Genomic DNA, 13559 nt, shown 5'->3' on the forward strand with positions numbered 1-13559 from the left:
AGCCCTTGGGGTGGTCCCGGAAGAGGGCCTGGTTCAGGGCGTAGGCCCGCTGGTACACCCAGTTCCGGAAGGCCTCCCAGCCCCCGGTGAGGCCCCGGAAGGCGTTCACCTGCCCGTAGGCCTCCACCCTGAGGCGGTCAAACAGGGCGCAGTTCCGCCCGTAGGAGGAGAGTTCCCACCGGGCCGCCCTCCGCACCCCCCGGGGCAGGAGGGCCTGAAGCTCCCGGAGAAGGTCCTCCAGGGTCCACCGCTTCCCCCCGCCCCAGGTCCACTCCGGGGGGTGCAGGAGAGGGTTCCGGGAGAGGAGGCCGTTGTAGCCCGGGTCCGCCCCGTAGAAGGTTTCCAGCAGAGCCTCCACTTGGGCCAGGAGGGCCAGGGTCTTCCGCAGGGTCTCCTGCCGTTCCGGGGGCACCCGCAGGGGGATGGGGTCGATCTCGTACCAGGCGTGGAAGTGGCCCGTCTGGTTGACCAGCATCAGGGTGGGAGGGAGGGCGCGAAACCGCTCCTCCGCCAGGGGCCAGGGCAGGTCCACGTCCACCACCAGCCGCAGCACGGCGTGGGGGTAGTGCCCCACCTGGATGTGCACCCGCTTCAGGGCGTTCTCCCGCTTCTGGATCCTGACCCCCTGGGCCGGGTCGTCCGTGGCGTAGGGGTAGCGGGGCAGGCTCTCCGCGAAGTGGCGCAGGTAGGCGGCCTGGAAGGCCTCCCGGGCCCGCTCCCGCCGGGAAGGGGTCAGGAAGGGGCGCAGGGCCTCAAGGTAGCTTCGCTGACCCGGGGAAAGGCCGACCAGGGCGGCGTAGGCGCGAAGGGCCCGCTCCCCCAGGGCGGGGTCTTTCTGGAAGAGTCCTGCGATTTTAGCGAGGGTTTGCGGGATTCGCGCTTCCGGCCGGGTGTTGCGCTCCATCTCTTGCCTCCTTTCCCCCGGCCGGGTTAGGATGGAGGCCCTGGCGAGGGGCCTCGGCCGTCCGGCCGGGGCTTTTTCACATCCTACCGGCGAAGGGTGAGAGTGCCGCCGCCCCCGCCTGGGGGTAGTGGGGTAGGGCCGCAGGGCCCGGAGGAACTTGACAGGTGGCGTGAGGAAGGGGCAGCGGGGATGGAGGCGGAAAAAACGCCGTTCCCGCCATCTGTTCGTTCCCCGTACACGGGGGTCAGCCGAGGGCCACGGGCCACCCGTCTTGTAGCCACCCGTCTAGAGTTGTTCCCCACATCCGTGGGGCTAGCGTGGGGCTAGCCGTTTCCCCGCTTCACTTCCTCACCCACCTGTCAGACCCCAAGGCCGCCGCCCCCATCCCCCCTCACCGCCCCCAGAAGCGCCACCAGGGGCGCTTGCGGGGGGCTTCCAGGGCCTTCAGGGCCTCCCTGAGGCGGGCGTTCTCCTCCCGCAGGGCCCTGAGCTCCCCCTCCACCCGCTCCAGCCGCTCGGCCAAGGCCTTGAGGAGGGCCAGGGTCTCCCCCTCGGCGGGGAGAAAGAGGGGAAGGCCGCCCTCCGGGACCTCGCCCCTCAGGGCCTCCTCCAGAGGGAGACCTTCCTTCAGGGCCCGCTCCCGGGCCGCCCGCAGGCGGGCCAGGGCCCCCTCGGGCCAGAGCCGCCCGCCCCCCGGAGCCCGGGGGAGGGGGCCCACCGTCCGCTCCCACAGGGCGGCGTACCGCCGGAGGGTGGCCGGGGAAACCCCCAGGATCCGGGCCGCCAGGGCCGGGAGCAGGAAGGTCTCGTCCTGCCGACCATCGGGGCTCTCCACGGGAGAAGTCTACCCCCTGAGCGTCTGAGCGCTCAAGGTGAGCGTCCCCTCCCTAACCCGCTCATGGTGAGCGCTTACCGCTCACCAGGGGCGCTGAGCGGGCGCTCACCCGGGAGCGAGGCCCCCGTGCCGGCTTCTGGCAACCGCCTGAGAAGCAAGGCGGGAAGCCAAGGCTCGGCCCGGGAGTCAAACTCAATCCTTTAGCCCAAGGCGGCGCTCCACCTCCTCCAGGGGGATGCCGGGGAGGCGGGACTCCAGGCGCTCCACCGCCAGGTAGTAGTCCTCCAGGTCGTCCAGGTACTCCAGGAGGGCTTGGCGCACGTAGTAGCTCTTGCTCCGCCCGGTCCTTTGAGCCAGGGCCGTGAGGCGCTCCTCGATCTCCTTGGGCAGGCGCACAACAACCATTGCACCCAAGCATAGCGCCCCTGATGGCAGACCTGAGCCTGCCCTGCCCTCTCCCCCCGGCTACCAGACACTCAAGGCGCGGGCCTAGGCCGCCCGGGCGGGGAGGATGGGCCCCTCCGGGGCGATGGCCAGCCGAAGCTCCTCCCCCTGGAAAAGGGCGTAGACCATGGGGCCTTCCCCCGCACTCCGCTTGGCCGCCTCCAGGGCGTAGGCCATCAGCTCGGGGCCCGAGGGGTCCAGGGCCACCAGGACAAAGGGGTACACCCCCCTCTTCCTCCTGGACCGTGGGTTTGACCGGGTCTCCCTGATGCGAAAGCTCCAGGAGTGGGGCATGGGCTTCCTCATCCGCCTGCGGCGCAACCGAGGCGTGGAGACCGAGGCGAGGGAGCGCTTCCTCCTGGGGGAGCGCTACCCCAAGCCGGCCAGCCCCGAGCGTGGACAGGTCCGCCTTCAAGGTAGCTTCGCTGACCTGGGCCATGGCGGGGAGGGGGTGGAGGTCACCCTCCAGGTGTACCCGGGGGGCGAGAGCCCTGGTATCTGGCCTATTGGGGACCTAAAGGGGCAGGGGTTTGGGCTGGACCGCCATCGGCTGCGGACAGGGGCGAGCCTCAGGGGGTGGTTATGGCTTCTGGCCTTGGGGATGGCGCTCTTGGTCCTTCTGGGGGTGCGCTTGCGGGGCAGGGAATGACTTCTCCGGCTCCTGGCCCATCCCGAGCAGCAGAGCCTCTTCCGCCTGGGCCGCATCGCCCTGGCCCAGGGGCCCCCGCCTTGGAAGGAAGCCGTGCTGGCAGAGTTGGTCAGGGTGCTTCAGGAGCTGGGGGGAGGAAAGTGATGAGAGCTCAGGGTGCTGAGGGGATAGCTGGGGGAGGGGAAGCCCGTACCCATTCTTTGGGCGGGCTTGAGCACCCCTCTCCGCAGGCACCTGGTTAAGGATGGCTTCGGTCAAGCTTGACAGGCTTTGACTAACTAGCTAACCTAACTATTGAGCAAGCTATGGTTGACCCCAACCAGGTCATCCACCCCAGGAGCCGCCTCCAGCTGGTGGCCGTCCTCTTCAACGGGGGAGCGAACTCCTACTCCGTGACCCTGGTCCGGTGGAGGGAGGAGGAGACCGAGGGGGAGGCGTGGCCCTACGCCCTGGGCATCCGCTGGAACGGCGGCCCGAACCCCGAGGACAAGGGGGGGCCCCTAAGCAGCGGCCGCCCCATCTGGTACATCCTGCCCAAAGACCTGGTGCCCTGGGTCCTCGAGGGCCTGCTCCAGCGGCCCGAGACCGACAGGACGGCCCTGGCCCTGGCCCGGGAGAAGCTCCTCGGCAAGGAGGGCAACCCCGGGGCTCGGAAAGAGGAGGCGGTTGGTTAGGGCAGAAGAGAGGAGGGCGGAAATGGAGGACAGGAACGCTTTTATTCTGCGGCTGGCCCCCCTGGGACAGGACCTGACCCAGGAGGCCCTGGAGAAGGACGAGGTCTTCGTGGGGTGGAAAGAGGTCAAGGGCCTGCTGGAGGAGGGCCTGAGCTTCTACGATGTCCGCGAGCGGGTGAAGGCCGCCTACGGGATTGAGAACAACCGCTCGGCGAGCGCCTTTGCGAGGTTCCTCTGGGACTTCCTCAAGGTGATGAAGCCGGGGGACTACGTGGTGGTTCCGTCGCCGGGCCATTTCTACGTGGCCGAGATCACGGGAGACCCCTACTACGACGAGGGCCACCCCGTGGCCGCCTACCGCAGGCCCGTCCGCTGGCTCAACGACAAGAAGTCTATCCCCCGCGAGCTGGCCTCAGCCGCCTTGCAGGCCCGGATGAAGGCCCGCGGGACCCTCATGGACACCAGCGACCTGGTGGCCGACATTGAGAGGGTCGTGGAGGACGCCAAGCGGAGCGAAAGGCCCAACCTGGCCCGGGAGCTTCGCGCCCGCATGGTGAAGGCCGTGCACGAAGAGCTCATCCAGGGCCGCATGAACCCCGACCGGTTTGAAGAGCTCCTGGCCCGTCTCGCACAGGCCATGGGGGCCCTGAGCGCAAGGGTGGTCTCCCGAAGGAAGGACCAGGGGGCGGACGTGGTGGCCGAGTTCAAGCTTATGGACGGGATACCGGTCAGTGTCGGTATCCAGGCCAAGTTCTACCAGCCCGGAAACCCCATGGGGAGGCAAGCCGTGGATCAGCTGGCCCAGGCCCTGCGCGAGGGGGTTGCCCAGGTGGGGCTGGTGGTGACCACGGGGGACGTGAGCGAGGAGGCCTACCAGGCGGCTGAGGAGTACCAGAACCAGGAAAACCTCAGGATCGCCATCCTGAGCGGAAAGGAGCTGGCCGAGCTCATCGTGGACAAAGGGCTCTGGTCCGCCTTTGACTTCTGAGCGCCCGGGGAGAGGGAGGGGGAGCCTATCCCCTCCCTTTTCTTGGCCAAAATCTTTTGGAGTCAGAGGAAGCTACAACGCTACACCTGAACTCAAAATTGCGCCTGGATCGTAGCTCTTGGAGTAAGTTAGGAACTCGTCTGTTTTATCTGGCGCCTAAAAACTCTGGCTGAGGGTTTGGAGGATAGATATATATAGGCGCACCCCAAACCCCCGGCCCCCCGAGGGCCGGGGTGTCTTTTGGGCTTTCCCCCTTGGCCATGACCCCGCCCCCAGGGGCGGGGAAGAGGAGGCTTGCCGATGGAGAAGAAGGCGTGGTTCCAGGAGGTTTCGCTGGCGGAGGTCTTTGAGGCGATGGTGGACCTGGAGGGGGCCCGGGCCGCCCTCCGCTTCCTCCGGGGGGAGGGGGCCCAGTCCCTCTCCCCCGAGGCCCCGCCCCCGCCCGAGGCGGAGGCGGAGCTTCAGGCCTTCGCGGAGACCCTCACCCCGGAGCGCCTCTCCGGGGCCATCCGCCTGGCCCCCGAGGGGGTCCACCTTTTCGGGGGGACGTTCTTCCTGCCCTACGGTGACGGCTGGGCCTACGGGGAAGGGTTGCAGCGGGCCCAGACCTGGGCGGCCTGGATGTGGTCCCTCGGCCACTACGAGGAGACCTGGGAGGTCCTGGAGCGCCTCCTGCCCGGGAAGAAGAAGGGGATCCCGCAACTGCGCAGGCGTAGGCACCCCGCGTATGCGCTCCTCCTCTCCTACGGCGAATACCTCGCCCTGACCCACACCCCCCGGGACCCGGTGGCCTGGGCCTGGCTCCTGGAGCTGGATCCCTCCCGGGTGGGGGAGGTGGTGGACCGGGCCCTGGCCCGCTGGCTCCGGGACGAGGAGGCCTCCCGGGACTTCCGCGAGGCCTTCCATCCCTGGGAGGTCTTCCGGCACCTTAGGAGCCTGGTAGCCTACCTCCACGCCCGCAGGCTCCTGGCCCTGGACGGGGAGCGCTTCTCCCGGGAGTGGCGCCGCCGCCCCGAGGCCCTGCTCTCCTTCCTCTCCCTGGGGCACCTCTTCCTGGACTGGGAAGCTTACCGGGGGCTCCTGCGCCGGGGGTACGCCCTGCTCCGGGCCCAGGGCTGGGGGGAGGGGGAGGCCCGCTGGCTCCTGGCCTACCCGAGCCTCACCCGGGGCGTGCGCGAAGGACCTCCCTTCGCCGAGGGGCGGGTGCCCAGGGAGCTTCTCTCCCGCCTCCTCTCCCTCCTCCTCCGGGCGGGGATCCTGCAGGAGCCCGAGCGGGGGCTCCCCTGGTTGCGCGAGCTGGACCGCGAGGATTGGCGCCTCCTCCTGGGCCTCCTGGCGGAGGACCCGGACCCCTCGCCCGCCCAGGAGGAGGCCATGGTGGCGGTGCTGCGGGCCTGGGGCCGCGGGCCGGGGGAGGAGGAGGCCCGCCTGGCCCTTTCCCTCCTAAAGCGGGCCCTGGAGGAGCCCTGGCGCTTCGCCGCCCTCCGGGACAAGAACCTGGGGCTTAGGGCCCTGGCGGAGCGGGCCATGGGGAAGCCCGAGCCCCTCTTCCCGGGGCCCTTCGCCCGGAGGGGGCTGGTGGCGGTGGAGCTCCTCTCCCCCGAGGCCCTGGAGGAGGAGGGCAAGGCCATGGGGCACTGCCTGGGGAGGGAGGACTGGACCTGGGTCTTCCTGGGAGAGAGGCGGTTCTTCGCCCTGCGGGACGGGGAGGGCCGCCCCGTGGCCACCCTGGCCCTCCGGCGGACCCCCGGGGGCTGGCGGGTGGCGGAGGTGCGGGGCCCGGGGAACGCGGAGGTGTCCCCGGAGGTGGAGGCCTTCGCCCGGGAGCTGGCCGAGGCGGCCCAGGCCCCGCGAAGCCTCGCCCTCTAGGAGCCCTTGAGCCCCTCCAGGAAGCGGTGGACGGCCAGGAGCCCCAGGAAGGCCTCCCCCGCCTCCTGGAGGGGCACCTCGGCCACCGTCACCCCGTCCCGCAGGGCCACCACGAAGCCCCTCTCCACCTCCACCCCCTCCGCCCGCAGGGCCAGGGCGTAGGCCCCAACCTGGAGGAGGTGCTCCGGGTAGACCCGGGCCGAGGTCTTCAGGTCCCCGGATCACCCCCCGCCCCCCTTCCGGTGGGCCTCCCACCACTCCCCGAGGGTCCTCGGGGGGGCCTCGGGGTAGAGGCGCATCCCGATGGGGGAGAGGGGGGCCCTGGGCCACCCCTCCAGGGCCTTCCGCCACGGGGGGGCCTTCCATTGGCCCTCGGGGTCCCTCAGGTGCCGGTCCCCCCAGAGCCTCTGCACCCGCTTGCGGATCTCCTGGAGCTGGCCCCACACCCCGCTGAACATGGGCAGGTTCCCCAGGGTCTTGAGGTGCCCCACCAGGCGGGGCCAGTCCCCACGGGTAGCGTAGTGGAGGGCCTCCTCCAGCATCTCCCGGTAGAAGCCCTCCTCCAGGAACCAGGTCCACCGCCCCCGCGGGTCCTTGCGCAGGACGTAGGTGGGCCTCCAGCCCTCCTTCCGCCACGCCACCCAGGTGGGGAGGTGCTTGGGATCCGCCACCCGGTGCATGTGCTCGCCGGGCAACTTCTGGTCGGCCAGGACCAGGATGGGCCAGGTGGGGTGGGGGGCCTCGGGGGGCATAGCGCTCACCGGGGCCAGGAGGGCGTGGACCACGGGGAGGCGGGCCTGGCGGCGCACGTTCCGGGCGGGGCGGTCCAGCAGGACGGCCCACTTCTCGTCCAGCTTTTTGACCGCCAGGAGGACCTTCTCCGTGGGGGTCTCCTGGAGCTGCCACCAGGTGTACCCGTCCCGGGCCACCAGGCGCAGGGCCTGGGCCAGGAGGGCGCTCTGGCTTCGCAGGAGGCGGTAGTCCTCGGGGTCGGCGGGCATGGGCTACTCCCGGGCGCTACCGGAGAAGAGAGAGGGGCGCTTTTTTGGCTGCTCTTTTGGCAGCTCTTGTAGATTCTCCTTTGCCCCCCTACTGCGGTACTCCTCCGCCAGCATGGTGAGCGCTTCCCGAGCCAGCTCCGAGAGGGTCATGCCGTGCTCCTGAGCAAGCTCCTCCAGCGCCCCGTGGGTGGACGGGTCCAGGCGGATGGTCAGCCGCTCCTCCAGGCGGGGCCGGGCCTTCTCCCGTAGGCGTTTCTCCAGGCGGGCAAGGACGGACATGGGGGCCTCCTAGGAAGGAGTGTACCACGGGGGGTGGCCTTGTCAAGAGGAGGGCCTTTCTCTTCACGCGGTCTGGCGTGGTAGGGGCCTCCTAATAGAGGTTCCCCTCTGAGCGACCCGGTTGACGGGGCGGGGGCGGGCAGGGTAGGGTGGGGGTGGACCCAACCCGGGTGGCGCCGGGGCCAGACAAGTACCACGGGGGTGCCCGCCAACACCTCCGGGGGAACGCCGGGGAAGCGGGGTGCCGGGGGAACATCCTGGCTCGCCCCGCACTCAACGCGGCGCTCCGGGGGCAAAGCCCTCGGTTCGACCGCGATCCGCATACCCCTTCGGGAGAAGGGGGGTAGGTTGGGCGACCCGGAAAGGGTCCTGGGGGCGAACCCCCAGGGCTGGCCGTGGGAAACCCGGTGCGAGTCCGGGCCGCGGGGTGGGGTGAACCCATAGCCCCACCACGCGTGCGGAGCAGGCCGGTGCTGAGGGCGTCGTGAGGCGCCAGGGGGCTGAGGGAGACTGGAGGCCCCGCTGACCAGGGAAGCCATAACCTGGGGCGCACGATAGCTAGGCCTGTAACGGGGAGGGTGCGAATCCCTCTCTGCTCCGAGCCCCCCGCCTGGGGTCCGTGAAACCCTGGCCGTGCCTGGAGTACCCCGAGCTCCGGAACCTCGTAGGGGGAAAGGGCAGATGGGCGGCCAGGGCGTAGCGAAGGCGGGAAGGGGCAAGTACCGCGGCCTAACGGGGGAACCTCTCGGCCCGTCCTCCCGGACCGTTTGGCGGCGGGACGATGGGGGGTGGGTGAGCCGTGGGGAGTAACCGCGCGGCGTACGGAGGCCATAGCCTCCCGAGGCGGCGGCCAAAACCCGGCGCGCGAGAGGGGGAGACCGGGCAAGTACGTGGCAGATCGGCGGCATGGGGGGCCCCGTACCCCATGCGGTCGTGAGGCCGGCTAAGGAAAGCCCGGACCGGCTTACCCCTGGGGCTTCCACCCCAGGGGGGCCTCGGCGCCACGGGGTGGGGGTTGTTCCCCGCCCAAAGGGTCTTGGGATCCCGAGGGGAAGGGGCAGTACCCGAGGGCAGAAAAGGCAAGACGGGGCAGAAAGCTTGGCGCGGATCCCCCGCCGGGGGAGGCCTCCCGGGAGGGAGGTGGATCCCGGAAGGGGGGAGAGGCGCGGCGGCCACGGGCCTATCCGTGGCGGCGCGGTCCGGCCTCACGGGACCAGCCACGGCGGGAGCTGCCGTAGTGCCGGCCGGCCACGGGCCTAAACGTGGCAGCCACGGCCGTCCCGAGGCCGAAAACCGGGCGCGAGGTCCGGGGGCGACTCCGGGCCGGCCACCGGCGAAACAGGGGCGTAGGAGCCCCACGGCCTCCTGCGGGAGGAGTCGGGGGCGGCGGCCGGAGGGCCCGTGCGCGGGCCCAGGCCGTTGGGACCAACCTCAGGGGCGGGAAGCCCCACCCGGTCAGCCCACCGGCTGGTCAAACCCCGGCCCCACCGGGCCGGGGCCTCTTTTTGTGCCCTCTCGCCGCCCAGAAGGGCCCTAGAAAGCCAGGGGCGAGTACCCCCCTCCTCTCCCTCCCGGGGAAGGCCTTCTAGGCCCTTTAGAGGCCGGGAGAAGGGTAGTCTGGAACGGTGGTCCGCAGGCGGGAAGTGGTCCTCGGCCCAGACCGGCGCCTCCGCGTCACCCTAGAGGTGGAGCGGGGGAGGTTGCGCTCCTGGGCGGTGCAGCTGGAGTGGTGGGACCCCGAAGAAGGTCGCTGGGTCTGGGTGGCCCGTTACGACACCGCCAGGGGCAGGGCCCACCGGGACCGGAACCGCGTCGCCGCCCACGAGCCCGTGGACCTTCCCGAGGATCCCGGCAGGGCGGCGAAGGTGGCGGAGAGGGAGCTCTCCCAGCGGGCCGAGGAGTACATTGAGGCCTACCGGGCCGCCAAGGCCCAGGGGAGGGAAGCGTGGTGAACCCCGCGGAAAGGCTGGCCGAGCTGGACGGGATCCTCATGGACCACCTCCTGGAGGCAGGCCTCCTCCAGGAGCTCCCCGAGGCCTACCGCCTGGTCCTCCTCCCCCTGGACGAGCCCGAGGTGGCGGCGAAGGCCCTGGCCTGGGCCCGGGAGGCCCCTAACCCCGAGGGCTGGCCCCTGGTCTACGCCCTCTTCCTGGAGGGGAGGCCCGTCCGCCTCCTCCTGCCGGGCAGGGAGGTGGAGGTGGCCCCCAGGGCCGCCTAGGGGGGCGGGAGAGGCCCCGGAGAGCTCCGAGGGAGGAAGGGCAGGCGCAGGACCGCCTCTCCCAAGCCTCCCCCACTCCACCACCCCCAGGACCAGGACCAAGCCCCAGGAGGCGGGGAGGAGGTGGGGCCTCCGGGCCATGAAGCGCACCACAAGGGGCCTCACCGGGAAGCCGCACCCGCGCCCCCTTCCATGGCTCACCAAATTCTCATGTTGGAGAGCAACAGTTAGGGTATAGGTGGAATCAATCACAAACCGACCAAAAAGATAATGCTCGTTTCTTCCGCAGCTCGTGTGAGTCGGGTCGTTGGTATGACGCTTGAAACCCTTCTCGCTGCGAACACCGCATATGAGGAAGCCATCATTGCAGCATTTAACGGTTCGTACGACGAGGCACTTTCTCACCACAACCAGAGCCTGGACCTTGCGGCAACCGCAAAGCAGCGCTTGCGCGACATTGATGCTGCTTACACCATGATGCTCGAAGACATCGCTATTGAGAAATATCCGGGTAACCCGCTGGCTCCAAAGCTCGAACCTGATGTGCTTCGCAAAGAGCTTTCAGGAAAGGTGCTACTTGATTTGAACACAGTTCTCTTTGATGAAATGGCCAGTGCGATCAAAGCACAAAACCTCGTGGAAACCTTCAAGAAGGAACAGGCGCAATTCGCCAAAGTCAAGGAGTACTTTGGACCCTACCTCGATGCTCTAAGGGAATCCAAGGATCGGCTCGAGAGCAGCGCGCACGATCCCCGGGTTTGGGTACGGGCGGTGGATGACGGTGAGGTTCCCATACGCTCCACATACCTCGCCCTTCTGACGGGTTTCCTGGGGGCCTTTCAGCGATTTGTCTACAGTACGGCGATTTCGACGGATCTCTACTACAAGACTGAGGGCCGTGGCGGTCTCATCAACGAAGGGGCAGCCGTACGTCGTTGAAGCTAAAGGTGTCGTGAAAACCTACCCCGGGGGGACACCTGCCCTCCGGGGAGTAGATTTTTTCCTGCGGACGGGGGAGCGGGTAGTTCTCCTCGGTCCGAACGGGGCAGGCAAGACCACGTTGGTGAAGATCATCGCTGGGTTGGTGGAACCAGATGCCGGCGAGCTTAAGGTGTTCGGAAGCCGCCCTACTCCGGGCAAACGGCGCTGGCTAAGCTTTCTTTTTGAGGAGGCCGAGAACCTCTACGGATACCTGACAGCCTGGGAGAACTTGCTTTTTTACGGCAGGCTCGCGGGTGTCCCCGAACGCACCATCCGTGAGAAAGGCTTAGAGTTGCTGTCCGCGTTTGGTCTGGGGGAAGCGAGAGACCGGTTGGCCCAGAACCTCTCGCGTGGACAGAAACAGCGACTCGCCCTTGCCAGCACCCTGATACAGGAAGCTGCGGCCTATGTCCTCGATGAACCGACCTTGGGGCTCGATCTCCAATCGCAAAACGACCTCATTGCGCGTATCAAGGAACTCCCCACGGTTCTCATTACCACGCACGACCCGGTTTTGGCCTGGGAAGTTGCCGACCGTTTCATAGTGCTGAAAGGAGGTGAAGTTCGCGAGATCGCGGTTCGTTCGGATCTCGCAGCCAAAGGGGTCCATGACCCAGAAACGCTCCGGAATTGGCTTTTGGAGGTGTACCGGTGACTCCCCTTTTTCGCGCTTTTCTGGCACGCAGCTTTGCCCTTCAGAGGCGCTATTTTACCGATTATGCGCTTGGACTTTTAGTGAAGGTGTTTTTCTTTACCGCCATTCTGTATACCAGCCAGGGGTATTCAGCGCGACCGGCCTACGTAGCCGGATTTTTACTCTGGTATCTCGCCGCGCACTTGCTGGCAAGGATGGCCAACTTCTTTCTGGAGGAAGCTTATCTGGGCACGCTAGGCCGGTTGCTCGCCTCGCCCCACTCCCCCGCGGCCCTTGTCGTTGCGCTCTCCCTCGCTGAGCTTTCGATGGCCCTGCCCTGGGTCGCTGCCCTAGCAGTTTACGCTAGGCTGAGCGGTGTTTCGCTGGCTGGCCTCGGGCCGGAAGCGCTGGCCGCCAGCTTGCTGGCGCTGACAGGCGTTTGGGGGCTCGGCCTTTCGTTGCTCGCAGCCTCACTGCGCTACAAGCAAGTGGGGAGCTTTACCGAGATGCTCACCTTTTATCTTCTCCTTTTTTCCGGGTTCTTCGTGCCAGGGGAAAAGTTACCCTTAGCCTTACGCACATTGAACACGCTGAATCCCTTGGAATGGGCGGTTAGGGTTTTTCTAGGAGAGGGGTTCGGGCCGCTACTGGCTGTAACCGTGTTTTGGGTGTTGGTTGGCGGCGTGGCATTTGCCCACAGTTATAGCTGGGGAAGGCGCAGCGGCCGGCTCCTCGATTATTAGAAACTTCTGGCGCTGTCCTCTGCGAGAAAGCCAGCTGAAACTTGCACTTCTACGGTTCCTCGGAAAAGGCCCGGGCTTTTGGTCCCGCATCTTCGTTCCCCGCCGCACCTCTCCATGAGATTCTCGGTGAGGCCACACCGCACCCCCGAGGGGCCCACGGCCCGCCCTAAGGCCCCTAGAAGGCCGGGGGTGGGGGAGGGGGCTATTCCCCCTTGACCCCCTCTCCCCCCCCGCCTCAAAAGCCCGCTCAGGCCCTTCCAGGGGGGTAGGTGCACGAAAGCCACCTTTCGCGCAAGAAAGGCCGTCAGGAAGCCGGAAAACCGGGGACCAGGTGCATAGGCTTGCGGGGAAGGCCCCGGGATCCCGGCAAGGTTATGCGGGGGAAGGGCCGGGATCCCAGGGCCCCCAGGGGTGTGGGGTTTATGCGGGGCGGGGGCCCGGGGGGAGGAGCCTCGAGGGCGGCCCCCCAGGTCCGCCGCCCCACCCTTCCCCGGAAAGGCCCCTCTAGCCCGCCCTAAGGCCCCTAGAAGGCCGGGGGGCGGGGGGAGGGGTAGAAGAGGAGCCCCCCCCACCTACCCCCCGCCTTAAACGCCGTTTTAGGCCGGGTCTCGGAGGAGGGGAATCGGGGTTTTTGCCGTCCTGGACGTGGAAAATGGCGTGCGTGGCGGGTAGATATGTGAGGTATCTCACTTTTGTGCAGGTTTACCGTGTCTACGTGAAGGGAAAGAGAAAATCTTTCCAAAAACCCTAAAAGAGAGGGGGGGATTTTCTCGTGAGCAAGCTGACGGGGAACCTCGAGGCTTTCTATTCCGCCCCTTCGGGGCGGGCGGGGGCTGCGCCCCCGCGCCCCCGCCTGATTACCCTGATAGCCACCAGGCTTGTGCAACACCCTGCGCCAGCTCCTGGACGGCGAAAACCCCGATTTTTGGGGGGGGGCCCTTGAGTCATTCGCGCTCAACCCTATCCCCGCATCCGCTTGAGCCACCGGGATGCAGTAGAGGGGTGGACTCCCGCCTCCTGGGCCAGGGCCCGGGCGGTGATGGCCTCCCCCCGGGCCTGGAGGCGCTTCAGGGCCTCCACGAGCTTGGTTTCCGTGGCCTCGGCCTCCTGCCTGCGCTGGGATCCACGCTTCCGCCCCCCAAGGGAGGCCCCGGCCTTCACCGCCTCCTGGAGCTCCTGGCCCTGGAGGGGCGGGATCTGGGCCCGGGCCTCCGGGGGAAGCCGGCTCCGGTCCGGCCTTCCCGTGGAGGAGGTCGGCCACACCCGGGTCCCCCGGTAGTTCTTCCAGGTCCACCCGGACACGCTCTTCGCCGTGTGCCCCACCTCCCGGGGGTCCAGGG

General features: G+C 68.2%; 15 protein-coding genes and 2 pseudogenes. 9 read left to right on the forward strand and 8 right to left on the reverse strand.

All coding sequences use genetic code 11. From position 1 onward, the window contains the following. The 4 genes from ACY5J6_RS14125 to ACY5J6_RS14140 all read right to left on the reverse strand — a co-directional run. Window positions 1-904: replication initiation protein (locus ACY5J6_RS14125; RefSeq protein ID WP_462846878.1), on the reverse strand; the 904-nt coding region annotated here is incomplete at its 3' end. A 391-nt stretch (window positions 905-1295) separates the two neighbouring features. Next, window positions 1296-1739 (reverse strand): MerR family transcriptional regulator, encoded by a 444-nt coding sequence (locus tag ACY5J6_RS14130; protein ID WP_462846879.1) that lies wholly within the window; start codon window positions 1737-1739, stop codon window positions 1296-1298. Between the two features lie 192 nt (window positions 1740-1931). After that, window positions 1932-2144 carry a type II toxin-antitoxin system RelB family antitoxin gene (gene relB, locus ACY5J6_RS14135; protein ID WP_462842283.1) on the reverse strand — a complete coding sequence of 71 codons (213 nt, stop codon included), beginning with the start codon at window positions 2142-2144 and terminating at the stop codon, window positions 1932-1934. An 84-nt stretch (window positions 2145-2228) separates the two neighbouring features. After that, window positions 2229-2489, reverse strand: a complete 261-nt coding sequence (locus ACY5J6_RS14140; protein WP_462846880.1) for a DUF5647 family protein — start codon at window positions 2487-2489, stop codon at window positions 2229-2231. Between ACY5J6_RS14140 and ACY5J6_RS14145 the strand changes: the two are divergent. From ACY5J6_RS14145 to ACY5J6_RS14160, 4 genes and pseudogenes are all read left to right on the forward strand, one after another. Then, a pseudogene (locus ACY5J6_RS14145) lies at window positions 2383-2976 on the forward strand (transposase family protein); the annotation flags it as partial. The gene ACY5J6_RS14140 and the pseudogene ACY5J6_RS14145 sit on opposite strands and share 107 nt — an antisense overlap. A gap of 161 nt (window positions 2977-3137) precedes the next feature. Continuing rightward, window positions 3138-3506, forward strand: a complete 369-nt coding sequence (locus ACY5J6_RS14150) for a hypothetical protein (RefSeq protein ID WP_462846881.1) — start codon at window positions 3138-3140, stop codon at window positions 3504-3506. A gap of 22 nt (window positions 3507-3528) precedes the next feature. Continuing rightward, entirely contained in the window at window positions 3529-4494 is a 966-nt protein-coding gene (locus tag ACY5J6_RS14155) for a restriction endonuclease (protein WP_462846882.1), read from the forward strand. Between the two features lie 300 nt (window positions 4495-4794). Beyond that, a complete protein-coding gene (locus tag ACY5J6_RS14160) occupies window positions 4795-6363 on the forward strand; it encodes a hypothetical protein (protein ID WP_462842290.1) in 1569 nt (522 codons plus the stop codon). Here ACY5J6_RS14160 and ACY5J6_RS14165 read toward each other — a convergent pair. The 3 genes from ACY5J6_RS14165 to ACY5J6_RS14175 all read right to left on the reverse strand — a co-directional run bounded on the left by ACY5J6_RS14165 (window position 6360) and on the right by ACY5J6_RS14175 (window position 7643). Continuing rightward, the gene (locus ACY5J6_RS14165; protein ID WP_462842289.1) at window positions 6360-6497 is read right to left on the reverse strand and encodes a hypothetical protein; all 138 of its coding nucleotides are present in this window, start codon (window positions 6495-6497) and stop codon (window positions 6360-6362) included. The two genes, ACY5J6_RS14160 and ACY5J6_RS14165, sit on opposite strands and share 4 nt — an antisense overlap. An 87-nt stretch (window positions 6498-6584) precedes the next feature. Further along, entirely contained in the window at window positions 6585-7364 is a 780-nt protein-coding gene (locus ACY5J6_RS14170) for a hypothetical protein (protein WP_462846883.1), read from the reverse strand. A 3-nt stretch (window positions 7365-7367) separates the two neighbouring features. Beyond that, on the reverse strand, window positions 7368-7643 hold the full coding sequence (locus ACY5J6_RS14175) for a ribbon-helix-helix protein, CopG family (RefSeq protein WP_462846884.1): 276 nt from the start codon (window positions 7641-7643) through the stop codon (window positions 7368-7370). Window positions 7644-9268: 1625 nt separating this feature from the next. On the opposite strand from ACY5J6_RS14175, the gene ACY5J6_RS14180 reads away from it, so the two are divergent. The 5 genes from ACY5J6_RS14180 (at window position 9269) to ACY5J6_RS14200 (ending at window position 12219) form a co-directional block, all read left to right on the forward strand. Further along, entirely contained in the window at window positions 9269-9595 is a 327-nt protein-coding gene (locus ACY5J6_RS14180; protein ID WP_462846885.1) for a DUF7718 family protein, read from the forward strand. Next, the gene (locus tag ACY5J6_RS14185) at window positions 9592-9861 is read left to right on the forward strand and encodes a DUF5647 family protein (RefSeq protein WP_011279290.1); all 270 of its coding nucleotides are present in this window, start codon (window positions 9592-9594) and stop codon (window positions 9859-9861) included. Before ACY5J6_RS14180 ends, ACY5J6_RS14185 begins: the two co-directional genes overlap by 4 nt. Window positions 9862-10155: 294 nt before the next feature. Then, a complete protein-coding gene (locus ACY5J6_RS14190; RefSeq protein ID WP_126203071.1) occupies window positions 10156-10800 on the forward strand; it encodes a hypothetical protein in 645 nt (214 codons plus the stop codon). A gap of 13 nt (window positions 10801-10813) precedes the next feature. Then, window positions 10814-11497, forward strand: a complete 684-nt coding sequence (locus ACY5J6_RS14195; protein ID WP_011279292.1) for an ABC transporter ATP-binding protein — start codon at window positions 10814-10816, stop codon at window positions 11495-11497. Then, complete coding sequence (locus ACY5J6_RS14200; RefSeq protein WP_038054955.1) at window positions 11494-12219, forward strand: ABC transporter permease; 726 nt, start codon at window positions 11494-11496, stop codon at window positions 12217-12219. Before ACY5J6_RS14195 ends, ACY5J6_RS14200 begins: the two co-directional genes overlap by 4 nt. A gap of 960 nt (window positions 12220-13179) precedes the next feature. On the opposite strand, the pseudogene ACY5J6_RS14205 reads toward ACY5J6_RS14200, so the two are convergent. Then, window positions 13180-13559, reverse strand: a pseudogene (locus ACY5J6_RS14205) (primase C-terminal domain-containing protein); the annotation flags it as partial.

The organism is Thermus sp. H19.2, assembly GCF_054979525.1.

What these genes read in the sequence shown, in the direction of transcription:
- relB (WP_462842283.1), bottom strand. Translation starts at nt 2,144, where the DNA reads ATGGTTGTTGTGCGCCTGCCCAAGGAGATCGAGGAGCGCCTCACGGCC.
- ACY5J6_RS14140 (WP_462846880.1), bottom strand. Translation starts at nt 2,489, where the DNA reads ATGAGGAAGCCCATGCCCCACTCCTGGAGCTTTCGCATCAGGGAGACC.
- ACY5J6_RS14150 (WP_462846881.1), top strand. Translation starts at nt 3,138, where the DNA reads ATGGTTGACCCCAACCAGGTCATCCACCCCAGGAGCCGCCTCCAGCTG.
- ACY5J6_RS14155 (WP_462846882.1), top strand. Translation starts at nt 3,529, where the DNA reads ATGGAGGACAGGAACGCTTTTATTCTGCGGCTGGCCCCCCTGGGACAG.
- ACY5J6_RS14160 (WP_462842290.1), top strand. Translation starts at nt 4,795, where the DNA reads ATGGAGAAGAAGGCGTGGTTCCAGGAGGTTTCGCTGGCGGAGGTCTTT.
- ACY5J6_RS14170 (WP_462846883.1), bottom strand. Translation starts at nt 7,364, where the DNA reads ATGCCCGCCGACCCCGAGGACTACCGCCTCCTGCGAAGCCAGAGCGCC.
- ACY5J6_RS14175 (WP_462846884.1), bottom strand. Translation starts at nt 7,643, where the DNA reads ATGTCCGTCCTTGCCCGCCTGGAGAAACGCCTACGGGAGAAGGCCCGG.